The following is a 24,558-nucleotide window of genomic DNA, read 5'->3' as shown; positions in this document are numbered from 1 at the left end:
CGAAAGATCGCTTTTTCGTGCCGTTGAAAACCGCGTTCCGTTACCCCAGGTCAAATGTGACGCAGGTGAAACCAGTTACTTGACACGTGGACGGCGCGAAAATGACTGAGCTAATGCTTTTCGACGCCTCCGGCTAACCCAGCTCCCTGATCGCCTTCAGCGGGATATCCACCCAGTCGGGGCGGTTGTTGGCCTCGTAGACGACCTCGTATGCAGCTTTATCGGCCACGTAGGCAGCCAGCAGCGCGTCCATGTCCGTGCCGTACCCCGCGAGGAGATTGTCCGTGTTTCCAAGCTTCGCGTACCCGAAGGAGCGCACCATTCCCGCCACGTCGCGCAACGCGTGGTCCGGTTGGCGGCGCTGCTCCAAAGGGCGAGCGGGCTCGCCTTCGAAGTCGATGAGGTACCAGTGCCCGGTGCCGGTATCCGGCTCCGAGGCAGGAACGTACAGTGTCTGGCCGAGGTGAAGGTCGCCGTGGATGCGTTGGACGGGCAGGTCACCGTCGGGAATGCGGGAGTAGATCTCACGCAGCGTTCCCTCGTGCGCGCGGAGCTGTTCGGCCTGGTCGACCAGCTCGTCGAGGTGCGCGTTAAGGGAGTCCCGAATCTGGCTGGCCGGGACGTTGTCCACGGCGAAGGCCGATGCGAGAGCGTCGTGCACGGTGCGGATCGCCGCGCCAAGGGCGTGGGCGTCCGAGTCGCTGAGTCCGTTGGTGGTGGCGAGTTGGAAGCCGTCGCGTCCGCCGTCGATAAGCTCCTGCGTCATGGCTAGCGTGCGACCGTCGCGCACGAGGTGGCCGCGCACCCCGGCGACGTGCGGGCAGTCCGCGATGCCGGTGAGCAACTCGACATCGGGGTTGAGGCCGTCTTCGAGTTTGCGGAAGACTTTGAGGATCCAGCGCTCGTCGACCACGAGCGACGTATTGGACTGGTCCGCGCCGAGCGGGCGGGCGGAGCTGCCGGACATGTCGCCGTGGACCTCGCCGAACTCGGCGAGCCCTTCGAGGTACGCCTGTGCACCGGCGTCGGTGTGCAACGCGTCCTCGTCATCGGCCACGAGGACCTGGTAGAAGTCCGTGGTGGCGCCGTGCTGAACGTCCAGGATCTGCCACTCGTAAGAGCCCAAAGGCACCGAGGCGGAGACGGTCTGGGAATCGATTGGTTCCGATTTCGCGCCGTAGAAACGGGCCGCGTGCAAGTCCATGCAACTACCTCCAGGAGACGTCGAACCAGAAGTGGCCGTGCGGGGCGAGGGTGACCAGCCAGGGGAGTTCACCGATCGCGGGGAACTCGACGTTGCCGGACAGCTCGCGCGGCACCACACCGTTGAGATGCGACAGGCGCATTTCCACTGGCTGCGGGCGGGAACTCAAGTTGTTCACGCACAGGATGCGCTCGTTGCGGCCGGTCTCATCGTTGTATTCGCGGATGAAGGCGAGGACCTGCTCGTTGTCGTGCTGGACCTCCTGGTAGTCGCCGCGGCCGAAAGCCCGGTACTGCTTGCGGATGTGCACGTGGTCGCGCACCCAGTGCAGCAGCGAGTTCTCGCGGCCCATCTGGGATTCAACGTTGATGGCTTGGTAGCCGTAGGTGTCGTTGCGGATCGCAGGTAGGTAGAGACGCTCCGGATCGGCGCGGGAAAAGCCGCCGTTGCGGTCAGCGTTCCATTGCATGGGGGTGCGCACGCCGTCGCGGTCAGGCAGCCAAATGTTATCGCCCATGCCGATTTCATCGCCGTAGTACAGGAACGGCGAGCCCGGCAGTGACAGTAACAGGGCATGCGCCAGCTCGAGGCGGTCGCGGTGGCCGCCCAACAGCGGGGCGAGGCGACGGCGAATGCCCACGTTGGCGCGCATGCGCGGGTCGGTGGCGAAGTTGGTGTACATGAAGTCGCGCTCGTCGTCGCTGACCATCTCGAGGGTGAGCTCGTCGTGGTTGCGCAGGAAGATGCCCCACTGAGCGGTCTCGGGAATGTCCGGGGTTTCGCGCAGGATGTCGATGATCGGTTGGGCCCGCTCTTGCCTGATGCCCATGAAGATGCGCGGCATGACGGGGAAGTGGAACGCCATCTGGCACTCGTCACCTGTGCTGTCCTCGCCGGAACCGAAATACTGCACCACTTCGTTCGGCATCTGGTTGGCTTCGGCGAGGAGGAAACGTCCCGGGTATTCCTCGTCGAAAATCTTGCGGACGCGTTTGATGAACTGGTGGGTCTCCGGCAGGTTCTCGCAGTTCGTGCCCTCGCGCTCGTAGAGGTAGGGGATGGCGTCCAGGCGGATGCCGTCCATGCCCAGATCCAGCCAAAAGCGGATCACGTCGATGACAGCATCCTGCACCGCCGGGTTGTCGTAGTTCAGGTCCGGTTGGTGGGAGAAGAAACGGTGCCAGAAGTACTGCCCGCGCACCGGGTCGTAGGTCCAGTTGGATTCTTCGGTGTCGATGAAGATGATGCGGGCTTCGTTGTACTTCTCCGGGTCATCCGTCCACACGAAGAAGTCGCCGTAGGGCCCGTCTGGGTCGCGGCGGGACTCCTGGAACCACGGGTGGGTATCGGAGGTGTGGTTGATGGGGAAGTCGGTGATGATGCGGATGCCGCGTTTATGTGCAGCGTCGACAAGCGAGACGAAATCGTCCACCGTGCCGAACTCCGGCAGCACCTTGCGGAAGTCGCGGATGTCGTAGCCGCCGTCACGTAGCGGAGAATCATAGAACGGCGGCAGCCACAGGCAGTCCACGCCGAGCCACTGCAGGTAGTCGAGCTTCTCCTCGACACCGCGCAGCGTGCCCGAACCCGAGTTATCCGGGTCATAAAAGGCGCGCACGAGCACCTCATAGAACACTGCGTCCTTGTACCACTCCGGGTCCGGCCGCTGCCACGGCTCGTTTCCGGGAGCGGGAGCCGGCGAGGCGTACTCGCTGGCATCAGTTTCAATGAGGTACCCCTGGGCGTCCATCTGTTCGTCCATGAGCTCCGAGGTTAGCGTCAGGAGCGGATCGCTGCAGACATGCGATCAACGGCCTCGGCGAGGATCTCCGGGCTGGTGGCAAAGTTGAGGCGCGCGTGGTGCTCGCCGCCGGAGCCGAACGTCGCGCCTTCATTGAGCGCCACCTTCGCTTTTCGACGCAACCAGCCCGCCGGCTCCTTCTCATCCCCAATCGCCGTGCCCGCGAAGTCTAGGAACATGAGATACGTCGCTTCTGGTCGGGTGAACTCAATGCCCGGGATGGCCTCGGGAAGAGTCTCGATGAGCCAGTCGCGGTTGTGCTCAAGCGCAGCGAGTTGGTCCTCCAGCGCGGGCGTGCCGAGGCGGTAGCATGCCTCCGCTGCGACGATGCCGAGCGTGCCGGTGCCGTCCTTGGCCACACCGGTCAGGCTGTGCCAGGTTTTCACGTCCTCGTCGTTGGAGAAGATCATCTGGGCGCACTTCAGGCCGGCAATGTTCCACGCCTTCGATGTGGCCGTCACAGTGATACAGACGTTCGCTGTGGTCTCGTTGATGCCGGCGGCGCAGACGTGGGAGTGGCCGGGGTAAACGATGGGGGCGTGGATCTCGTCGACAAGCACTCGCGCGCCGTACTTATCCGCGATGGCGCACAGCTGGGTGAGCTCTTCTTCGTCGAACGTGTAGCCCCACGGGTTGTTCGGGGCTGCTAGCAGGATCGAGCCTGCGCCATTGCGGAACGCCGCGTCGATCTCCATGAAGTCCAAACCGCCCTTCGCACCGACCTCGACCATTTCGCGGCCGGCCGTCGCCGGGATCTCCAGAAACGGCGGGTAGGAGGGAACTGGAACGATGACGGGAGAGTCCGGCTTGGTGAAGTACTGAACACCCAGCAGCATCCCACGCACAACATCGGCAACTGGAAAGACCCGCGCCGGGTCAGGCCGCCAGCCGTAGCGTGCAGCGTAGAAGTCGCTCAACGCGTCGCCGAGCCTGTGGTGTGCCGGGGTGTAACCAAGGGTCTCGTGCTCCACGGCGTCCTGGATTGCGCGCTTGACCGGCTCAGCGGTGGGGAAGTCGGATTCCGCCACCCACAGCGGCAAAACGTCCTCGCCGAACTGGGTCCACTTGCGGGTCCCGCGGGTGCGGAGGGTCTCAAGGCTAGGGAATTTCATAAGGTCCAACTTACGCCTTCCAACATTGGCTGGAAATACAACAACCCGGTCACGAGGACCGGGTTGTGAGAAGATGCGACGATCTACATCGCCGCCCGCGGCCCCAATTCTATATACTCGCCACGAACTACTGCAAGGGGGAATTGTGGGTGAGTTGCCGGCTTGGGGCCAACTTCTTGGTGAAGCACGATTTCACACTTACATGTCCGAGGCAGGTGAAGATACTCACAGGGCGATCGAACTCTATCAGTGGAGTACTGCCCTGGCTGGAGCTTTCGTACCTCAGCTCGCACATTTCGAGGTCCTTACCCGTAATTCCCTGAACTCAGCATTACGCGTGTGGAACAGCCGACAACCCGGATACCTCAACGTATTCGACTGGGCTTTAGACGATCAAACAGCACCCCGCTTGTACTCGCTTATTGGCAAGGATCTGGGCCGTGCGCGTGTGTGGGCACGACAGCAAGCCTCAGACCGCGAAGTTGGACATCCTCGAAGGAATGCGGCCATTACTCATGACGACGTGCTCGCCCAGCTGACTATGGGAACGTGGGTCAAGCTTCTTGGGGCAGGTGCGAAGCAAGATGCTGCCGCGAAGCAGACATCGGAGGACATCTGGGTGGAACATCTGCACGTGGCTTTTCCGAACGCAGGGAGCGTGAACATTGCCGATCCGGGGCGGAGGAGAAGCCTCGGGGCAAGATATGCTCGCATTGCTAAATTGAGAAACAGGATCTCCCATCACGAGCACTTACTCCACGTAGACGTTCGACGTCGCGTCAACGACCTGTTGTCCGTGTTGGGTGAGATCAATCCGGACCTTCCAGCGTGGGTTATGGAAGGGAGCCGTATCCGGCAAGTCAACTCCCAGGACCCTCGAAAAACGCGCTGAATCGGGCTCAGATCTCACCGAACTGGGTCCACTTGCGGGTACCGCGGGTGCGGAGGGTCTCAAGGCTAGGGAATTTCATAGCTTCCACGCTAGCGCTTGACCTTGCCCTAACGGCAAACTTTATTCTCGCGGACATGATTGATCGTTCTATCTACCCGATGCCCATGTTCGTGACCTTACCTGTGACTGATCTCGGTGCTGCGGAGGAGTTCTACCACGCCGCCGGCTTCATTTCCCTGGCCACCATTCCAGGTGAGGACGGCAGCCCGGCTCTGATCCACTTCCGGCGCCAGCGCTACCAAGACATCCTCGCAGTCCCCTCCGGTGACATCACGCCGGGCTCATCCTCGGTGACGTTCGCCGCCCACGACGATGACCTAGGTGCCATCGCCGAGGCAATCCGGGCGACCGGAGCCGCCGTGGAGGGACCGGTAGACACTCCGTGGTACACCACCGATGTCACCGCCACCGACCCAGACGGGCACACCATCGTGTTCACCAAGCAGCGGCCGCAGGAGGCTGCACAAGCTCAGGAGTGGGTGGACACCTTCGAGATGCAGTAATGGCTAGTCGTCGGCGCCGTCTGCGTCGTCAGTGTCATCTGTGTCGGCGGCATCTTGAAACCCGAACGCCTTGAGCCGCTCCCTGTCAGCGGCCGAGCTGGACGCAGTGAGTGCCAGTAGCTCCGAGTAAATGCCCCCGGAGGCTGCCAGCTCGGCGGGTGAGCCCATCTCGTCGATCCGTCCGTCCTTGAAGGTGATGATGGTGTCGACGTCGGCGATCGTCGATAAGCGGTGGGCGATCATGATGGTGGTGCGATCCTTCATCAACTCGTCCAGGCCCGCTTGAACGGCGCGCTCGGATTTGGTGTCCAACGCCGATGTCGCCTCGTCGAGCACCAGCACTGGCGCGTCCTTGAGCATCGCGCGGGCGACCGCAACGCGCTGCTTTTGGCCGCCGGACAGACGCAAACCGCGCTCGCCGATGACCGTGTCGTAGCCGTCCTTGAAGGACGAGATGAAGCCGTGCGCGTTGGCGCGCTTAGCCACGTCTTCAATCTCGGCATCGCTGGCATCGGGCTTGCCGTACGCGATGTTTTCCCGGATTGTGCCGGAGAACAACGCCGGTTCCTGAAAGACCACGCCTGTGGAAGCGCGGACGCGCTCAATATCGGCGGTGTCGATGTCTTTGCCGCAGACTTTCAAGCGGCCCTGCGTAATGGGGTATAGGCCCAGCAGTAGGTTGACCAGCGTGGACTTGCCACCGCCGGATTCTCCAACGAGCGCGATCTTCTCCCCGTGGCGGGCTGTGAAGCTGACGTCCTCGAGCACAGGCTCACCGGGCGTGTAAGCGAAGGAAACGTTGTCGAAGGCGACCATCGGCTCGCCCTCCTGCAGGGCGGGCACGGCGGCGGTGTCCACCTCCGGAACATCGGATGCCTCTGTGGCAGCGACGATCTGGGAGTTGGCGGCTTCCTCGGTCGGCTCGTCCATCACCTTGAAGTAGTCGCGGGAGCCGGCGATGGCGCGCTGAGCGGAGTCCACCAGGAAGCTCATCATTTGCACCGGCTGCTGGGCCATCGTGACCATCTGGACCAGCATGACCATGTCGCCGATGGAAAAGCGGCCGTTCAAGGTCTCGCGGAACAGCACAAGATAGATGAAGAAGAAGATGACGTTCATGGCCATGCTGCGCCCGACGTCCATTGAATGCCACCAACGGGACTGCGGCCGGGTCAGGTTGATCGTCTCGCCGTAGCGGGTGCCAAAGGAATCCAGCTCCCGGGCCTCCGCAACGAAAGACTTGGTCACCTTCACCTGGCCAACGACCTCCGCGAAGCGGCCGTTGGCCAGGTCGATCTCTTCGTTCTTGGCCTGCTCGAACTTCTGCCAACGTTTTGAGGTCAACGCCGTAAGCACCAAGTAGATCGGGAAGAGCATGAGCAGCAGCACGGTCAGCGGCCAGTAGTAGAAGGCCGTGATGCACAGAATCGCAATGAGCTGGAGGAACATCGGCAGCAGAGAGTTGGAGAAGCTCTGGATCGTCTGCGTGATGTTCATGATCGAGCGGTCCAGCCGCGCGATGATCGTTCCTGTCACCTGGCCGTCGAAGTAGCTTTGCGGCAGCGACAACAGTTTGGCGTAGTAGCGGGTGGACAGCACCTGCCGGATGCGCGCGGAAACGACATCGCCCAAATAACCGCCGATGTTGCGGCCTAACGTCCACAACGATTGGGTCAACAGGAGGGCGGCGGCCAGCCACGTGAGCGTCGTTAAGCTTCCACCGTCGACAATGGTGTCCGTCGCTTCGCGAAGAATGAATGGGGTGAGCAAGTTCAGCGCGACCGTCAGTGAGGAAATCACCACGATGCCGAGGTAGTACGGCCACAGGGCGGAGGCGCTCTTCATGACGCGGAAAAGAGGTTGCACGTGTCCACAACATACACCTGGGTGCGCGTGTGTTCGGATCCGTGCTGTCGGCGCTGTACAGTGAGGGGACCTGTTGGTTTGAAACTTTTCGCAGAAAGGCGCCCCATGGCCCGTACCCCACTACGCATTGCCGCTGTCCTCGCGGCGAGCTCTCTTGCGCTCGTCGCCTGCGTCGACGACGAAGGCATCGTGGACCAGGAAGGCACCCTGACCCCGACGACGGGTGTGGCCACGCCGACCGAAGAGCCGGAGGCGTTTGAAACCAACGACGTCTCACCGGAGGAGACTGACGAGATCAGCGGTGAAATCGTGGAAGATCCCGGCATGAGCGTCCATTACAAGTGGCAGGGCACCAAGTCCGCCCCGAACGGTGGCACCGTGGTCACCATCGCTGTGACGAACACTGCCGACGCGATCATGCCCCCCGAGGCACTCGGTGAGCCCCGTTTGACGTACTCCGGTGACAACGCCAGCCGCCTCAGCGCCGAGGAAGCCGGCATTGAGATTGAAGGCCTGGACATGCCGCTGGGCAAGGGCGCCACCGCCAATCTCCAGTTCGCGTTCGACGTGAGCACAGGCAACCTCTACGATGCTGAATTCCAGATCGGCAACGTCGTCTTCACCGGGAACCTGAACAACTAATGGAGCAGGTAGTTCTGTGCGACGATGACGGCCGCCCCACCGGCACCGCCGACAAATTCGAGGTCCACACGACGGACACGCCGTTGCATTTGGCGTTTTCCGCTTGGCTTTTCGACGCCTCCGGCCACCTCCTCATCTCCCGCCGCGCGTTAGGGAAGAAAACCTGGCCGGGTGTGTGGACGAACAGCTTCTGCGGTCACCCCGCCCCAGGCGAAGCTACCGAGGATGCCGTTGTCCGCCGCGCCCAGCAAGAGCTCGGCCTGCCGGCGTCCGCTCTGGCCGATCTGCGCTGCGTTCTGCCGGACTTCCGCTACCGGGCTGTCGACTCCTCTGGGATCGTCGAGCACGAGATCTGCCCCGTCTATGTCGTGCGCCTTGCCGGCGGTGCCGAAGCTGCCCCGAATCCCGATGAGGTGGACAGCACTAAGGGGGTGAACCCCGCCGATCTCATCACCGCCGCTGAGGCGATGCCGGCGGTCTTCTCCCCGTGGTTGGTGGAAGAACTGGCCCGCCCCGAACTGCGTGCAGTGCTCGAGGGGCAGTAGTCCGCACACTGGGGTTGGCGGGCTAGACCTCCCGGAACACGCCGCGCAGGTAGCCGAGCGGGTCGGTGACCAGCTCCGCGTTCTCCCCAGAGAGGTCAACCCGCAGGACGGTCCGGTCGGGTTTGTACTCCGGCCAGCCAGGCTCGCCGGTGTGGGCGTAGCGGATGAGCCAGCCATTGAGGCCTTCGCCCGCACGGTACGGCGGGGCGCCGAACAGCGGTGCCAAATCGGCGGAGTGGCGGGCACGGGTGCGGGCGTCGGAGGTCAGCTCGGCCTGCCACACTCGGCCCGGCGCACCCTCGGCAACCTGGTCGACCCAGCGGCGGATCAGGTTGGCGGAAAAGAACTCCCCGTTGATGTGCTTCGGGTTGCGGGCTTTGAGCGCTTTAAAGAAAGGGACGTACTGCTCCCGTTTGAGGCCCATGCCGATGCCGGGCACAGCCATGTTGAGCCGCGCGGTCTTCAAGGTGTCGTGGATGGCACTGGAATTGAACATCTCCTCATCGACGGAGGAGATCACCAAGTCCACCTCGGCCATCTCTGCGGTATCCAGTGGAGCGGGACCAAGCGCCATATCGGTGATATACCGGGTGCGCACTGCGTTGTATCCGCGCCTGAGCTGCTTCGGGCTCGCAGCGTTGAGGGAACCGCGGGTCAGAGGGATCCCCGCACCGGCACGAATGAACTTCTTCCGCTGCTCGAAGGTCAGGCGGGGGAAGGCAGGGGAGAGGGCCACAGCGCGCCGAAACGCGCCGCGGTAATGGTCGCGCCGCATCAGCCACAGCACCACATTCGCGCCGGCGGACTGGCCGGTCAGCGTCACGTTAGTAGGGTCACCACCGAACGCCTCAATGTTCTTCTGCACCCATTCCAGTCCCAGGGACACGTCGTCGACGGCGCGGAAGTGCGCGACCCTGTCGTCGTGGAAGGGGACCAGCCCCTCCAATTTCAGGCGGTATCCGATCCGGACCAGGATCACGCCGTTTGAGGCCAAGGCGTCACCGGGAGTTGCTGCATCCTCATGGTTGCCCATTTCAAAGCGGCCACCATGAATGTGGACCACCACGGGCAGGTCATCAGTGTCTGTTGCCCCGAGCGGGGCCGTGATGGTCAGGGCGGTGCGTTCGGGGTGGGGCGTAGATGCGTCGATAAGCTTGCCCGTTGGCGCTGGTTCCGCATCGTCGAAGGGGGCCGGAATGTGCGAGTACTCAATCGAATGGAAGTGGGCGATGCGGCCGTCGACGCGGCCGATGATCGTCCCGGCGGGGCAGGTCACCTCAACAGGGTTGCTCATGCGGTCTAAGCTTAGTGATCAATGATTGACATCGGGTTCAGCTTGACGCAGTCCAGCCCATGGGTGCAGGTGCCCATGGTGCTGGCGTTCGCGCTGCCCGCTGCCGGCATCGCGGCGGTGGGAATGGTGCGCGCGGTGGACTGGGTGGCAGCAGTTTTGGGCGATAAGGAACCGAAGGTAGATTAAGGCGCTATGGCCAACCCGGAAGACCTGCGCAAAGAGGACATGCGTCTGCCTAAGGAGCGCAGGAAGTACCCCCGCAGCCGCGTCACGCAGGCGCTGTGGATCCTCATTGCCCTGGTGCTCGTGGCGGGGATCGTCGGGTTGTTCTAACCCGTTGCTCTAGCCCGGGTTAGCGCCGCGCAGATGCCTCCGCCACCCGGGCGAACAGGTCGATGCTGGTGAGGTCCTCGATCAGCACCGGTTCGCCGTCGGAGTTGGAGAGCGGGACGCACCAGTTCTTGTACTGTTCGGCATTGGTGCCCGGCTGGTTCTGGATCCGCACATCACCCACCATGTCCACGAGGTTGGTGCAGGTCAAAGCCGACCCGGTACCGGCGATGAAGCGCGTCAGGCCGAGCACGAGCTCTTCGGCGTCGCCGCGCTCGTCGCGGCCGAGGTTGTCGAAGTCGTAGTCGGCCAGCGGGGTGCCCTCAAACGCACCGTGATCGCGGGCGTTTGCCAAGACGTGGCCCTGCCAGGCGACATCCTTCGCGTCGAGCTCTTCAAAGGAGTCCTCAACAATGCCGAGGGCGTCGCGCAGCTCGTTGTGCGCGCCCTTGAGGTAGCCGGCGGTCGGCGGCAGGTCGTGCGTGCCGACGGAGCTCATCGACAGGTTGCGGTACTCCTCCGGGTTCATCGGGCGATCGCCGGCGGGGGAGTGCTCGAACCAGATCACAGACGTGCCCAGCACGCCGCGGTCACGCAGCACGTCCTGCACCCACGGCTCGAAGGTGCCCAGGTCCTCACCGACCACGACGGCCCCGGCGCGCTCCGCCTCAAGGGCGAGAATGCCCAGCATCGCCTCGTGGTCGTAGTTCATGTACACGCCGTCCAGCGGGGACTCCATCCTCGGAATCCAGAACAGGCGGAACAGGCCGAGAATGTGGTCGACGCGAATGCCGCCGGAGTTCTTCAGCACGGTCCGCAGCAGGTCACGCCACGGCTTGTATCCCGCTTCGGCCAGCTTGAAGGGGTGCCACGGCGGCTGGGACCAGTCCTGGCCCTGCTGGGAGTACCCGTCCGGCGGGGCACCCACGGACACGTCCTGGACAAGCACGTCGGCCAACGTGTTGGCGTCTGCGCCGCCAGGGTGAACACCGACAGCCAGGTCTGTCATGATGCCGATGCGCATCCCGGCATCCTTGGCGCGACGCTGCGCCTGCGCCAGCTGAGTGTCGGCGAGGAACTGCAGCCACATGTAGAACTGTGCGAGGTCGTCGTACTCCTCGGTGATGATGACCGCGTGGCGCCGCTCGTCCTCACGGGTCAGCTCGGTGTAGGCGCACCAGCGGGCGAAGTTGACCAGGCCCTCGCCCTGGTTCTCCACATACTCGTCGAAGGCTGATTGGTCAGATTCCTCGAAGATGTAGAACATTTCGTTGAGGATGGCCAGTTTAGTGTCGAAGATCGTGTCGCGGTCAATGAACTCCGGCGAGCGGTTCACCGCGCGCAGCTCAGCCGAGAGCTCAGCGATCTCCTCGCGGGTCTCCTCATCCAGCTGCGCGAACTCAGGCACGTCTTCCACCGCGATGTAGATCGGGTTGACAAAGCGCCGTGAGGTGGGCAGATACGGTGAATCCTCCACCGGCGGGAACGGTTCTGCGGCGTGCACCGGGTTGATCAACAGGTAGTCCGCGCCTTGCGCCGCGACGACCTCCGCGAGCTCAGCCAGATCGTGGAAATCGCCGATTCCCCACGAATTCTCCGAGCGCACGGAGTACAGCTGCGCCATTACACCCCACACCGGGTCCTTCAGCAGCTCCAGGTTGGTCGTCAGCACACGCGGAGTCACCACCAGCGTGCAGGTTTCCTCAATCTCGCGCTCATCGCTTTTCGACGACAAATGGATTGTATGCCACCCCATCGGCACATCCCCGCGCGTGTGGAATGTCGCCTCGCCCCAGTTCACGCCGTCACGGAACGTCGGAGCTGCCCAGTTCTCGTCCTGGTAGACCTCGGAGGTGGAGCCGTCTTCCAGGGTGATCCACACATCGGCCGGAGCGCCCTCCGGCACGTGCACGTTGAAGTGGGTCTCTTCGCCCTCGCGGGCGATGACAACGGGAGGTAGGGGGCGGGTATCCCAGTGCACACGCCACGCACCGAGGGCTTCGTGGAGTTCCTCGTCTGCAGGATCGTCGGAAAGCGGAACGTCGAGCGCGCGCAGCAATTTCACCATGGATGAATGGGGCGAAGACACGATTTCGTTGTTCATGCCCCGGTAGGTCAGGCCGAAACCATAGGCGGTTGCTAGTTTCTCGAGGAGTTCCGTGTTAGCCACACTGAGCTATTCTGCCAAAGAACGCAATTTTTGGCTGGGAAAGAATTGTCGCAGGTCACAGTGGGAGTATTGTGTGACTATGACTTCTCCCGAGACCAAAATCTACAGCACCCCGGCCGGTTTCGAACTGGCGCCGGACGACAACTGCCTGACCCTGGCCGTCAAGACCATTGAGAAGCGTCCCAGCGCGGCGATTTTCTCCCGCCCCGCTGGGCATGACTGGCAGGAAGTGAGCGGTAAAGAGTTCATCGCCCAGTTCCGCGCCGTGGCGAAGGGCCTGGTGGCGAACGGCGTTGAGCAGGGTGACCGCGTGGTCCTCATGGCAGACTCCAGCTACGAATGGGCGCTGATGGACTTCGCCATCATGGCGGCCGGAGCGGTGAGTGTTCCGGTGTACCCGTCGTCGTCGGCAAGCCAGGTGCAGTGGATTGTCGAGGACTCGGGCGCGAAAATCGTAGTCTGCGACACGGAAGCGAACCGTGCGCTGTACAACAACCTCGTGCTGCGTGAAGACGGTACGGCCCCGCTGGTCGATTCCCCGACGCAGCTGAAGCGCTCGCTTGCCTTCGCTACCGGCGGTGTGGGCCTGCTCGTCGAGGACGGCCGAGGCGTCGGCGATGACGTCATTGACGAGCGCATTGCCAACATCTCCCACGACGACCTGATGTCCATCGTGTACACCTCGGGCACCACCGGCCGCCCGAAGGGCTGCCTGCTGACCCACCTGGTGTGGGCATCCCAGGCAATGGCCCTGTTGCACAATCCGATCGGCTCCGGACTGGCCGCGAAGCCGGGCACCCGCTACGTGACCATCCTCCCGCTGGCGCACGTTCTCGCGCGTGCCGTGCACCTTGCCGCCACCATCGGCGGCGCCCACCAGACGCACTGGTCCGACACCCGCACCATTCCGATGGCGCTGCAGCGGTTCGAGCCGTACATGATTCTCGCTGTCCCGCGCGTGTACGAAAAAGTCCGCGATGGCGCGTACAACAAGGCGGCGGATTCCTCGCCGATCGCCGCTCGTCTCTTCCTGCAGGCGGAAAAGGCTGCGATCGCATACTCCAAGGCCATGGACACCCCCGAGGGGCCGTCCAAGCTGCAGGAGGCGAAGCACAAGGTCTTTGACAAGCTCGTGTACAAGAAGCTGCGCGACGCTGTCGGCGGCAAGGCCGTGATCACCATTTCCGGCGGCTCCGCGATTTCTGCGCAGCTGCTGCACTTCTTCCGCGGCCTGGGCTTGACCATCTACGAAGGCTACGGCCTGACCGAGACCGCCGCTGCTGCGACGGTGAACAACCCGGAGCACATCCGTATTGGCACTGTGGGCCAGCCCAACAACGGCTACTCCGTCAAGATCAATGAAGACGGTGAGATCTGCTTCAAGGGTGACGGCGTGATCAAGGGCTACTGGAACAACCAGAAAGCCACCGACGAAGCGATTATCGACGGCTGGTTTGTCACCGGTGACCTCGGCGAGATCGACGAAGACGGATACGTGAAGATCACCGGGCGCAAGAAGGACCTGATTGTCACCGCCGGCGGCAAGAACGTCTCCCCCGGACCGATGGAGGATATCCTGCGTTCCCACCCGCTGATCTCCCAGGCGCTTGTGGTCGGCGACGGCAAGCCCTTCGTCGGTGTGCTGGTCACCCTCGACGACCAAGAGGTGGCGCGCTGGAAGAAGGAGCACAGCATCCCCGAGGACATGGAAATCGGCGAGCTGGTGAGGAAGAGTGCCGAGTTGCGCGCTGAAGTCCAGGACGCCGTCAACGAGGTCAACCGCAGTGTTAGCCAGGCAGAGCAAATCAAGAAGTTCCGGATCCTCGACCAGGATCTGACCGAGGAGTCCGGCGAGATGACAGCCACGATGAAGATCAAGCGCAACGTCGTCTTCGAGCGGTACAAGAAGCAGATCGATAGACTTTACCGCTAAAACTTCACACGGGGAACAGATTCCTGTTATTTTGGCCACACAAAACTGTTTGTGTGGCCAAACTTATGGCCTAGGAGTGCCAAAGGAGCTCCCCATGACCTTGAAGACCTTCACTGTTGATGCCCCGTTCACCGTCGCCCCCGACGAAAACTGCTTTTCGGCATTAGTAGCTAATGCTGAGAAGCGGCCGGACATTGTCTTGTTCACCAAGCCCGAAGCCCACGAGTGGGTGGACGTGACCGCCGCCGAGTTCGTCGCGGAGGTCCGTGAAGCGGCCAAGGGTCTCATTGCCCTCGGTGCCCAGAAGGGCGACCGCATCGCGCTGCTGTCCGGCGCGCGCTACGAGTGGCCGGTCGCTGACTTCGCCATCATGGCCGCCGGGCTGACCACCGCAGCGATCTACCCGTCCAGTTCGCTCGAGCAGGTGCAGTGGATCGTCGAAGACTCCGGCGCGGTCATCGCCCTTGGCGAGACCCACGACCACGGTGTGCTCTTCGAGCACGTCACCAACTCTCATCTGCGCGAAATCCTGCTTTTCGACGACGGCGGCATGGACAAGCTCAAAGAAGCCGGCCGCTCCGTTTCTGACGAGGAACTCGACGAGCGCATCGCGGGCATCTCCCACGATGACATCGCCTCCCTCGTCTACACCTCCGGCACCACCGGCCGCGCCAAGGGGTGCATGATCACCCACCTGAACTGGATCTTCCAGGTCCGCGGTCTGTTGGCTCACCCGGCCGGCCAGGTAGCCCGCCGCGGCAACAAGGTGGTCACTTACCTTCCGCTCGCCCACGTCATGGCGCGCTCGGTCCACCTCGCCGCCACCCTCGGCGAGACCACCCAATCCCACTGGCAGGACGTGTCCACCATCGCGGCCGAGTTCCAGCGGGTCAAGCCCGATCTGGTTCTAGGCGTCCCGCGCGTGTATGAGAAGGTGCGCGATGCTGCTCGTCGTAAAGCATCTGATGGCTCCGCGATCGGCGCGAAGATCTTCGCCGAGGCCGAAAAGACCGCCATCGCATACTCCGAATCGCTCGATGCGGGCGGGCCGTCACTGGGGCTCAAGCTCAAGCGCGCCGTCTTTGACAAGCTGGTCTACTCCAAAATCCGCGAGGCGCTCGGCGGCAAGATGGAATACGGCATCTCCGGCGGTTCCGCACTCGGCGTGCCGCTCGGCCACTTCTACCGCGGCGCTGGCCTGCCGGTGTACGAGGGCTACGGCCTGACCGAAACCTCCTCCGCCGCCGCCTTGAGCTTCGGCGACGACCGCAAAATCGGATCCGTCGGCAAACCGATGATGGGCTACACGGCGAAAATCAGCGACGAGGGCGAGATCTGCTTCGCCGGCCCGGGCGTGTTCACCGGGTACTGGGGCAATGAGGAGGCCACGAAAGAAGCGCTTATCGACGGCTACTTTCACACCGGCGACCTCGGCGAAATCGACGAGAAGGGAAACATTTCGATCACCGGCCGCAAGAAGGATCTGCTGGTCACGTCCGGCGGCAAGAACGTCGCCCCGCAGCCGCTCGAGGAACTGCTGCGCCAGGATCCGCTGATCTCCCAGGCAGTCGTCGTCGGGGACGGAAAGCCCTTCATCGGTGCGCTCATCGCGCTCGACGAGGACGCCCTGACATCCTGGAAGGAAGCCCGCGGCATCGACCCAGACACCCCCACCTACAAGCTGGCGAAACGCAACGACCTGCGCATGGAAATCCAAGACGCCGTCAACCGCACCAACCACGCTGTTTCGAAGGCTGAGGCGATCAAGAAATTCCGCATTCTCCCGCGCGATCTCACCGAAGCAGACGGCGAGCTCACCCCGTCCCTGAAAGTCAAGCGTCCGGCCGTGTTGGAGAGCTTCGCGCACCAGATGCGGAAGCTCTACGGATAACTTCTCGGCGTGCCGTACGGGTACCTGTGAACTTCTGGCATAGAGTCAACCACCGACACTGACGGTGTGTCAGCCAGGGAAGCCAGAAGGAGGCGAGTGTGCACCGGACTGCTGCGACGCTACGCCACCGCGAGCTCACTCAAGAGGTCTACAATATCGGCGATGAAGTGGTCGAATATATCGAGCACATCGCCGAGGCGATCGCCGACTACGACGGCGAACTGACCGACGACTGCCTCGCCGAATTCGCCGAGATCGTCGACGACGCCCGCACCGATGCGCGCCGCGTGGTCGGTGAGTTGATCGGCCTGCGCCAGGCGCTCGTTTCCGGTGTGCGGGCGGGCTCTATCTCCGCCGCACTGCCGCTGGAGGAGCGCATCCCGGAGCCGGAAACTCTCGACGCCTCCGCGCTGTACGAGCTGTTCCCGCTCAGCTCGCCCGCCCCGGTCAAAGACATGTCTGAGGCGTGCACCCAGCGCACCGACCTGATCGTCCAGCACCTGGGTGAAGTCGTCGAGTACACCCTCGAGCAGACGGACATGGTCGCCCAGAACCTCGCGGCGGTGTCCCTGCCGCAGCTTTACTTCCGTGTCGGTGAACTCGTTGAGTCTGCCGTCGACGGCTGGCTCGACTCCGTCGTGGCTGAGCACCCGGGTTTCACCCGTGCCATGCGCGGCTGTAACCCGCCGGCGTTCCTGGAGGAGCGCGCGCGTGTCGACGCGATCGTCGCCAAGGTCGCGGCGAAGCGTTCCCGCCGCGGCGCGTAGGCCCCACAGGGCGCGCGTAGGGCGCGCCGCGGCGCTAGAGCTCAACCCGAACTCAACCTCACTAACCCCACCAACCCCACTGGCTCCAGTCTGCTTCACTGGCCCCGCCAGAACCGCCCATGGGCACCGTCCTGGCCCGCCTCCAGATATAGTTTGCATCCTTGTCGGGGAAGCTAAATCTGACCTGCGTTTTTAGAGCTTGAACCGGCAAGGATGCAAACGATATCTTGGCGGGCTTTAGAGTTGACCCCATGGCCAATTCTGATGGTTCTACTTCCAGCCGCGGCAGGGGCGCGAACGCTGTGCGCGTCCCAGAGGTGATGGGCGCGGACGGTGGGCGCGGCGCGGACAGGGACCACTCGGCCGGGTCCGGCGTGTACGTCCACGTCCCGTTCTGTGCGACACGGTGCGGGTACTGCGACTTCAACACCTATACACCGTCGGAAACGGAGACTTCCTACGCGGCCTACCTGGACGCGTTGGAGCGTGAGTTGGAAATGGGCGCGGCCAGTACAGACCTCACCGGTGGGGTCGACACGGTCTTCATCGGCGGCGGCACGCCGTCGCTGCTAGGGGCGGACGGGCTGGGCAGGATCCTGGACACTATCAAAAGAACCTTCGGGTTGAAACCGGATGCGGAGGTGACTACGGAGTCGAATCCGGAGTCGACAAGCCCGGAATATTTCGAGGGTCTCAAAAGGGCGGGGTTCACGCGGGTGTCGTTGGGGATGCAGTCTGCAAGCACGCCGGTGCTGAAGATCCTGGACCGCCAGCACACCCCCGGCCGTGCTGTCGCCGCGGCAAAGGATGCGCAACGGGCCGGGTTTGAACACGTCAATCTCGACCTGATCTACGGCACCCCGACAGAGACGGAAGATGATGTGAAGAAGAGCCTCGACCACGTCCTCGACGCCGGGGTGGATCACGTGTCCGCCTACTCACTCATTGTGGAGGACGGCACCGCGATGGCCCGGAAGATCAACAAGGGCCAGCTGCCGGCCCCGGACGAGGATACCTACGCGGACCGCTACGAACTCATCGCCAGCACGCTGGAAGAAGCTGGGTTCGGCTGGTACGAGGTGTCCAACTGGGCTAAGCCGGGCGGGGAGTGCCAGCACAACTTGATCTATTGGCGCGGCGGGAACTGGTGGGGTGCCGGCCCGGGCGCGCACGGGTATGTCGGCCGGACGCGGTTCATGAACGTCAAGCGGCCGGAAACATACAACCAGAAACTGGCGACGGGTCAGCTGCCCATCGCCAGTGAGGAAACCATCACGGATGCCGAGCACCACTTCGAGCAGATCATGCTCGGCCTCCGCCTCAAAGAGGGCATCCCGCGCAGCTGGATCCAGCCAGGCGCTGAAGCGGTGCTCCGCAAGCACCGTGACGCCGGTCTTCTCACGACAGGTGAGCGCATTGCGGTCACGGATAAGGGCCGTTTGCTTGCCGACGGCATCGTCACCGACATCTTGGCCGCCGAGTAAGTCAGCGCTACACTCGGTTTAGCAGTCAACAAAGGAGAGTGCTAAACATGGCGGGTCCCGCACGCGACCGTAGGCAGGCGGTGCTGCGCGCGATCGTCGCGGACTACATCGCGTCGCAGGAGCCGGTCGGGTCGAAGACCCTGGTGGAGCGGCACAAACTGAACGTCAGTTCCGCCACGATCCGCAACGACATGGCGGTGCTGGAGGCGGAGGGCTTCATCGCCCAGCCGCACGCGAGCTCGGGGCGTGTACCCACGGAGAAGGGCTACCGCGCCTTCGTGGATGCCATTAACGACGTCAAGCCCCTCTCGCTGCCGGAGCGCCGCGCGATCTCCGACTTCCTCGAGTCCTCTGTGGACTTGGAGGACATCATGCGCCGTTCGGCCCACCTGCTCGCGCAGCTGACCCGCCAGGCCGCCGTGGTGCAGCTGCCGACCCTCAGTGTCTCCCGAGTGAAGCACTGCGAGGTCGTGGCACTCACCCCCACGAGGTTGCTGCTCGTGCTCATTACTGACACCGGCCGCGTGGACCAGCGCAACGTCGAGCTCGCCGGTCCGATCAGTGATGAGGAGACCGCGCAGCTGCGGGATCTACTCAACCGCGTCTTGGAGGGCAAGACGATGTCGGATGCGTCGACTGCCCTGGCGACGATTGCCCAAGACGCCCCGGATCATGTGACCAGGGCGATTGCTGTGGTGATTGATACGCTCGTCGAAAAGCCAAGCGACCGTGTGCTTATCGCAGGCGCAGCGAACCTTGTCCCGATGACCACGGATCTGCTTAGCGTGGTCGAGGCACTCGAGGAGCAGGTTGTCGTGCTCAAGCTACTGGCAAACCTGCCTGAGCTGGGCAATGTGTCGGTGGTGATCGGGCAGGAGAATGAGGATGAGGAGCTGAGCAAGGCCAGCATCGTGACCACGGGTTACGGTGCGGCGGGCGAGACGCTGGGTGGTCTGGGGGTCCTCGGCCCGACGTACATGGACTACCCCGGTACGATTCAAAAGGTTGCGGCGGTGGCGCAGTACATTAGCCACATTCTCGCCGGAGAGGAAAGGATTTAGATGGCCCGCGATTACTACGGCATCCTCGGGGTTGACCAGAACGCGTCGGATGCGGAGATCAAGAAAGCTTATCGACGTCTCGCACGCAAGTACCACCCCGACGTGAACGACACGGATGAAGCCGCGGAGAAGTTCCGCGAAATCTCCGTGGCGCAGGAGGTGCTGCTGGATCCGCAGAAGCGGGCGATCGTCGACCGTGGCGGGGACCCGATGGAGCAGGGGGCCGCCGCGCCGGGCGGTGGCGGCTTCGGCTTCGGTGACATTTTCGAGGCGTTCTTCGGTGACGCTGGCGCAGGCGGCGGCCGCGGCCCGCGCTCGCGCGTTCAGCCCGGAAACGACGCACTGTTGCGCACCAGCATTTCGCTGGCGGAGGCGTACTCCGGAACCCGCAAGGACGTCACCGTCGACACCGCAGTGGTGTGCGAGCACTGCCGCGGCACTGGATCCGAGTCTGAATCCAAGCCCGTCACCTGTGATAACTGTGGCGGGCAAGGCCAGGTTCAGCAGGTGCAGCAGTCCTTCCTGGGCAACATCATGACAACATCGAGCTGCCCTAAGTGCCAGGGCTTCGGCGAGATCATCACCGACCCGTGCCAGAAGTGCGGCGGTCAGGGGCGCGTGCGTTCCCGCCGCGACATCACGGTGAATATTCCAGCCGGCATTGTCTCCGGAATGCGCATCCGTATGGCGGGCCAGGGTGAGGTCGGCCATGGCGGCGGCGCTGCCGGCGACCTGTACGTGGAGGTCGCCACCGAGGACCACCCGGTGTTCGTCCGCGACGGGGAGAACTTGCACTTGAAGGTCTCCATGCCGATGTATGACGCCGCTTTGGGCACGAGCCTCGAGGTCGAGGATCTCGCTGGGGAGACCACCACGATCGAGATCCCGGCAGGCACGCAGCCGAATGAGCAGATCGTCCTCGAGGGCGAGGGCATGCCGCGTCTGCGCGCCGAGGGCGCCGGCGACTTGATCGCCCACGTCGAGGTCGTCGTGCCGGAGACGCTGACCAAGGATGAGCGCCGCGCGCTCGAGGATCTGCGCGCCGGGTGCAAGGAATCCGCCCACGTCCAAGAGGAAGCTCCCGGTGAGGAGAGCTTCTTCGGCCGGCTCCGGGACCGTTTCCGCCGCTAAGCTATGAGCCTGCCGTACTTTCTCTGCGACGACCCGGCCGCGGGCCGCCTCGACGGCCCAGAAGGACGCCACGCCGTCACGGTCAAACGCATTGAAACCGGCGAGCACATCATGCTTATCGACGGCTCCGGCCGCACCGCCGAAATCTCCGTCACCGAGATCACTGGCAAGGATTCTCTGGTGGGAGAGGTCCTGCGGGTGGACGACGTTCCACAGCCGCGGCCGCAGGTGACGGTGGTGCAGGCCATTCCGAAATCGGAACGCGCCGAACTCGCCGTCGATCTGGCCGTCCAGGGTGGAGCAGACGAGATCATCCCGTGGATCTCCCACCGCACCATCGCACGGTGGCAGGGCCCGAAGGTGGCCAAGAACGTAGAGAAGTGGCAGGCCACTGCCCGGGAGGCGGCCAAGCAGTCCCGCCGCGCCTGGGTGCCGGAGGTCCGTGAGCCGGTGACCACGAACCAGCTCGCGGAACTCGTACGCGGCCACGCCGCCTACGTCCTGCACGAAGATGCATCCACCAGCATCAAAGACATAGACCTTGACGTCGACCACCTGTATCTCATTGTCGGTCCTGAAGGCGGGATCGGGCAGAAGGAACTTGCGGGGATCCCTGCGGCGTCGATAAGCATGGGGCCGGAAGTACTGCGCACCGCGAGTGCCGCGCTGGCCGCGTTGAGCGCGATCGGTGCGTTGACGCACCGCTGGTAGTGTGAACCGCATGGCAGAACTGGTCACACGCTCGCACGAGCTCGACCCTGAACACGCCCAGGCGATCTTGGGCGTTAATGATGAGAACCTGCGCACCCTCAACGACCTGCTTGGTGCGGACGTTTTCGCGCGCGGCACGAACGTCACGCTGCGCGGGCCGGTCGAGGATGTCGCCTACGCTGCCCGCGTGTTGGATGAGGTGGAGGCGATGGCGCGCCGCGGCATCGTCATCACAGTCGACGCGGTGACGCACGCAGTGGACATCATGGCCTCGGATGCGCCGGAGTCCGTCGCGGACATTCTCGGCCAGGAGATCATTGCCCGGCGCGGCAAGGTGATTCGCCCCAAGACCGCAGGTCAGCGCGAGTACGTCGATGCGATCGACGAGAACACGATCGTGTTCGGTATCGGCCCCGCTGGTTCCGGTAAGACCTACCTGGCGGTGGCGAAGGCAGTGCAGGCGCTGCAATCCAAGCAGGTCAAACGCATCATCCTCACCCGCCCCGCTGTGGAGGCAGGGGAGAAGCTGGGCTTTTTGCCCGGCACCCTGAACGACAAAATCGACCCGTACCTGCGGCCGCTGTACGACGCGTTGCGCGACATGCTCGACCCCGAGATGATCCCGAAACTCATGGAAGCCGGCATCATCGAGGTCGCCCCGCTTGCGTACATGCGCGGACGCACGCTTAACGACGCTTTTGTCATCCTCGACGAGGCGCAAAACACCACCCCTGCTCAGATGAAAATGTTCCTCACCCGCTTGGGCTTCGGGTCCAAAATGGTGGTCACCGGCGACATTTCCCAGGTTGACCTGCCCCGCGGCGTGGTCTCCGGCCTGCGGGTTGTGCGCCAGATCCTCCGCGGGATCAAAGAGATCCACTTCCAGGAGTTCGGCGCCAACGACGTGGTGCGCCACCAGCTGGTCGGGCGCATCGTCGCCGCCTACGACTCGTACGACGCGCAGCGCGCTAAGCGCTGGGATGCCGAGGCTGCAGCATCCGCCGGGCCGACTGGCAAGCATGCTGCTGCCGCCTCGCCGGGGCCGCGGCAGGAGAAGGAGGAAAAGGAATGAGCATCGAAGTCCTCAACGAATCCGGTGAGACCGACGTCAACGAGGAAATGCTTGTCGACGTCGCATCCTTCGCCCTCACCGCCCTTGACGTCCACCCCGACACCGAGGTGACCATCACCTGCGTCGACTCATCGACCATGGCGGATCTGCACATGCGCTGGATGGATTTGCCCGGCCCCACCGACGTGATGAGCTTCCCGATGGACGAGCTCAGCCCCGGCTCCGGGCGCCCCGACGCAGCCGCGATCGGCCCGGCGATGCTCGGCGACATTATCCTCTGCCCGGACTACGACCGGAAACAAGCCGAGGCTGCGGGCCACCCGCTGGGCCACGAAATGGCGCTGCTCACTGTCCACGGAGTGTTGCACCTGCTCGGATACGACCACGCGACACCCGCCGACGAGCGGGAAATGTTCGGCCTGCAGAACGAGATCCTCGCCGACTGGTACGACGACCTATCAGCCCGCGGTATCGAGTACCAGCCCAAACCTGACGGCCGGCATGCCTTCCCCTCGGGAGCGGACCGGCAAGAGCTGGACGGGCTTGTCGAGGAACAGGACAACAACCGCGGCGGGGAGCAGTAACCACCTGTGAATTCCTGGATCATTTTCGGCCTGATTTCGATCATCTCGCTGCTGGCAGCGGGCGTAATCAAGATGCTCGAGTCTGCCCTGGTGCCCATTTCGCGCGCCCGCGTGGAGACGATGGCCAAGGACGACGTCTCCGGTTCCGCGGCCCTGTTGCGGGTGGTCGATTCGAAATCGAATCACTTGAGTCTGTTGGCGCTGATCCAGATGGTGCTGGACACGGTCGCCGCCGTGTTCGCTTTGTTGGCGGCCTTTGAGCTCATTCCGTCGCGCGGCTGGGCCATTGCTGCCGCCATCCTCGCGGTGACGTTGCTGCGCTTCGGCATCGTCGGCATGAATGCCCGCCGTGCCGGCAAACTCAATCCGTACGCGATCTCGCTGCGGGCAGCGCAAATCCTCACCGTTGTCTACACAGTGCTCGGCCCGCTGTCGAAGCTGCTCATCTGGGTGAGCAACGTGATCACCCCTGGCGACGAGGACCTAGAGAACCCCTACGCCACCGATGTGGAACTGCGCGAAGCCGTCGACATCGCCCAAGAGCAAGGCGTGGTGGAAACGACCGAGCGGCGCATGATCCAGAACATCTTCGACCTGGCAGACACCCATGCGCGCCAAGTCATGGTGCCGCGCCCGGACATCGTGTGGATCGAGTCGGAGAAGTCCGCCGGCCAGGCTGCAAACCTGCTGATCCGCTCCGGCCACTCACGCGTCCCGGTGATCGGGGAGAGCGTCGACGACATTGTGGGCATCATCTACCTCAAAGACGTCATCGAGAAGACCTACAACCGCACCGATAGCGGTACCGGCGTGCCCGTGACTGATCTGATGCGCGAGCCGATGTTCTTGCCGGATTCCAAGCCGCTCGACGACCTGCTTCAAGAGATGCAGCAGGAGCAGACTCACATTGCAGTGCTTGTCGACGAATACGGCGGCATCGCCGGCCTGATCACCATGGAAGACATTCTCGAGGAGATTGTCGGTGAGATCGCTGACGAGTACGACGAGGATGAGGAAGCACCCATCGAGCCGGTCGACTCGGAAGAACTTGCCGACACCACGGAAGTCGAAGGGTCCACCCTGATCACGGACCCGCGGGACACCCTCGCCCAGGTGGCCGCTACGTCGCGGGCTTTCCGCGCCCAAGCACGCCTCCCGCTCGACGACCTTGTGGATTACTTTTCCGACGAGCTCGGCTTCACGCTTGAATTCACCGAGGAAATCACAGACAACGTCGAAACGGTCGCCGGTCTGCTGTCCTATGAGCTCGGCCGTGTCCCCCTGCCCGGTTCTTCCGTTGAGGTTTCGGACCTGCTCTTCACCGCCGAAGGCGGACGCGACCGTCGTGGCCGCATCAAGGTACGCACCGTGCTGATCGAGGTTCCTGAACGGCTCATCCCGGAGCGTGAGGACACTGAGTCCGACGAGCGTCAGGACCATCCCGAACTGAGTAACTCAGGCACCTCGCGTACCTACCGTCCCGCACCGGGGGAGTAGCGGAGAAG

The 24,558-nt window shown here is 63.4% G+C and carries 21 protein-coding genes; 15 read left to right on the top strand and 6 right to left on the bottom strand.

The features are described 5' to 3' along the window. Positions 1 to 133: 133 nt before the first annotated feature. From KBX17_RS08165 to KBX17_RS08155, 3 genes are read right to left on the bottom strand one after another with little or no spacing between them, the layout of a single operon-like run. A complete protein-coding gene (locus tag KBX17_RS08165) occupies positions 134 to 1,204 on the bottom strand; it encodes a phosphotransferase (RefSeq protein ID WP_256019316.1) in 1,071 nt (356 codons plus the stop codon). A gap of 4 nt (positions 1,205 to 1,208) precedes the next feature. Further along, positions 1,209 to 2,966, bottom strand: coding sequence for a maltose alpha-D-glucosyltransferase (treS, locus tag KBX17_RS08160; RefSeq protein ID WP_256019315.1), 1,758 nt, complete (start codon positions 2,964 to 2,966; stop codon positions 1,209 to 1,211). Positions 2,967 to 2,983: 17 nt separating this feature from the next. After that, complete coding sequence (locus KBX17_RS08155; RefSeq protein ID WP_256019313.1) at positions 2,984 to 4,117, bottom strand: MalY/PatB family protein; 1,134 nt, start codon at positions 4,115 to 4,117, stop codon at positions 2,984 to 2,986. Positions 4,118 to 5,143: 1,026 nt separating this feature from the next. Between KBX17_RS08155 and KBX17_RS08150 the strand changes: the two genes are divergently transcribed. Next, on the top strand, positions 5,144 to 5,572 hold the full coding sequence (locus tag KBX17_RS08150) for a VOC family protein (protein WP_256003062.1): 429 nt from the start codon (positions 5,144 to 5,146) through the stop codon (positions 5,570 to 5,572). A 3-nt stretch (positions 5,573 to 5,575) separates the two neighbouring features. Here the strand turns inward: KBX17_RS08150 and KBX17_RS08145 are convergent, their stop codons facing one another. Then, on the bottom strand, positions 5,576 to 7,438 hold the full coding sequence (locus KBX17_RS08145) for an ABC transporter ATP-binding protein (RefSeq protein WP_005289299.1): 1,863 nt from the start codon (positions 7,436 to 7,438) through the stop codon (positions 5,576 to 5,578). 105 nt (positions 7,439 to 7,543) lie between these two features. On the opposite strand from KBX17_RS08145, the gene KBX17_RS08140 reads away from it, so the two are divergent. Continuing rightward, entirely contained in the window at positions 7,544 to 8,080 is a 537-nt protein-coding gene (locus KBX17_RS08140; RefSeq protein WP_005289302.1) for a hypothetical protein, read from the top strand. Beyond that, a complete protein-coding gene (gene idi / locus KBX17_RS08135) occupies positions 8,080 to 8,625 on the top strand; it encodes an isopentenyl-diphosphate Delta-isomerase (protein WP_005289304.1) in 546 nt (181 codons plus the stop codon). The genes KBX17_RS08140 and idi overlap by 1 nt, the downstream gene beginning before the upstream one ends. 22 nt (positions 8,626 to 8,647) lie before the next feature. On the opposite strand, the gene KBX17_RS08130 is transcribed toward idi, so the two are convergent. Then, positions 8,648 to 9,919 (bottom strand): carboxylesterase family protein, encoded by a 1,272-nt coding sequence (locus tag KBX17_RS08130; protein WP_256003060.1) that lies wholly within the window; start codon positions 9,917 to 9,919, stop codon positions 8,648 to 8,650. A gap of 21 nt (positions 9,920 to 9,940) precedes the next feature. On the opposite strand from KBX17_RS08130, the gene KBX17_RS08125 reads away from it, so the two are divergent. Then, the gene (locus tag KBX17_RS08125) at positions 9,941 to 10,105 is read left to right on the top strand and encodes a hypothetical protein (protein WP_005289311.1); all 165 of its coding nucleotides are present in this window, start codon (positions 9,941 to 9,943) and stop codon (positions 10,103 to 10,105) included. Between the two features lie 6 nt (positions 10,106 to 10,111). Next, positions 10,112 to 10,252, top strand: a complete 141-nt coding sequence (locus tag KBX17_RS08120; RefSeq protein WP_005289314.1) for a hypothetical protein — start codon at positions 10,112 to 10,114, stop codon at positions 10,250 to 10,252. A 19-nt stretch (positions 10,253 to 10,271) separates the two neighbouring features. On the opposite strand, the gene malQ is transcribed toward KBX17_RS08120, so the two are convergent. Beyond that, the gene (gene malQ, locus KBX17_RS08115) at positions 10,272 to 12,419 is read right to left on the bottom strand and encodes a 4-alpha-glucanotransferase (protein WP_256019311.1); all 2,148 of its coding nucleotides are present in this window, start codon (positions 12,417 to 12,419) and stop codon (positions 10,272 to 10,274) included. 79 nt (positions 12,420 to 12,498) lie between these two features. Between malQ and KBX17_RS08110 the strand changes: the two genes are divergently transcribed. The 10 genes from KBX17_RS08110 (at position 12,499) to KBX17_RS08065 (ending at position 24,550) form a co-directional block, all read left to right on the top strand. Further along, on the top strand, positions 12,499 to 14,352 hold the full coding sequence (locus KBX17_RS08110; protein ID WP_256003057.1) for a long-chain fatty acid--CoA ligase: 1,854 nt from the start codon (positions 12,499 to 12,501) through the stop codon (positions 14,350 to 14,352). Between the two features lie 94 nt (positions 14,353 to 14,446). Beyond that, positions 14,447 to 16,243: a long-chain fatty acid--CoA ligase gene (locus tag KBX17_RS08105; RefSeq protein WP_256019309.1), complete on the top strand. Its 1,797-nt coding sequence runs from the start codon at positions 14,447 to 14,449 to the stop codon at positions 16,241 to 16,243. 98 nt (positions 16,244 to 16,341) lie between these two features. Next, positions 16,342 to 17,010 (top strand): hypothetical protein, encoded by a 669-nt coding sequence (locus tag KBX17_RS08100; RefSeq protein WP_005289323.1) that lies wholly within the window; start codon positions 16,342 to 16,344, stop codon positions 17,008 to 17,010. A gap of 320 nt (positions 17,011 to 17,330) precedes the next feature. After that, entirely contained in the window at positions 17,331 to 18,494 is a 1,164-nt protein-coding gene (gene hemW / locus KBX17_RS08095) for a radical SAM family heme chaperone HemW (protein ID WP_255998281.1), read from the top strand. 47 nt (positions 18,495 to 18,541) lie between these two features. Next, on the top strand, positions 18,542 to 19,555 hold the full coding sequence (gene hrcA / locus KBX17_RS08090; RefSeq protein ID WP_005289329.1) for a heat-inducible transcriptional repressor HrcA: 1,014 nt from the start codon (positions 18,542 to 18,544) through the stop codon (positions 19,553 to 19,555). Further along, the gene (gene dnaJ, locus KBX17_RS08085) at positions 19,556 to 20,686 is read left to right on the top strand and encodes a molecular chaperone DnaJ (protein WP_256019307.1); all 1,131 of its coding nucleotides are present in this window, start codon (positions 19,556 to 19,558) and stop codon (positions 20,684 to 20,686) included. A 3-nt stretch (positions 20,687 to 20,689) separates the two neighbouring features. Further along, positions 20,690 to 21,397 (top strand): 16S rRNA (uracil(1498)-N(3))-methyltransferase, encoded by a 708-nt coding sequence (locus KBX17_RS08080; protein WP_255998241.1) that lies wholly within the window; start codon positions 20,690 to 20,692, stop codon positions 21,395 to 21,397. 10 nt (positions 21,398 to 21,407) lie between these two features. Next, positions 21,408 to 22,469, top strand: a complete 1,062-nt coding sequence (locus KBX17_RS08075; RefSeq protein WP_256019306.1) for a PhoH family protein — start codon at positions 21,408 to 21,410, stop codon at positions 22,467 to 22,469. Next, on the top strand, positions 22,466 to 23,053 hold the full coding sequence (gene ybeY, locus KBX17_RS08070; RefSeq protein WP_256003049.1) for an rRNA maturation RNase YbeY: 588 nt from the start codon (positions 22,466 to 22,468) through the stop codon (positions 23,051 to 23,053). The genes KBX17_RS08075 and ybeY overlap by 4 nt, the downstream gene beginning before the upstream one ends. Before the next feature lie 6 nt (positions 23,054 to 23,059). Next, positions 23,060 to 24,550, top strand: coding sequence for a hemolysin family protein (locus KBX17_RS08065; RefSeq protein ID WP_256019304.1), 1,491 nt, complete (start codon positions 23,060 to 23,062; stop codon positions 24,548 to 24,550). The last annotated feature ends 8 nt before the right edge of the window (positions 24,551 to 24,558 follow it).

The sequence above is a fragment of the Corynebacterium sp. CCUG 65737 genome, assembly GCF_024454115.1.
In the GTDB taxonomy this organism is placed as follows: domain Bacteria; phylum Actinomycetota; class Actinomycetes; order Mycobacteriales; family Mycobacteriaceae; genus Corynebacterium; species Corynebacterium genitalium.
This window is presented reverse-complemented; position numbering and strand designations above follow the sequence as displayed.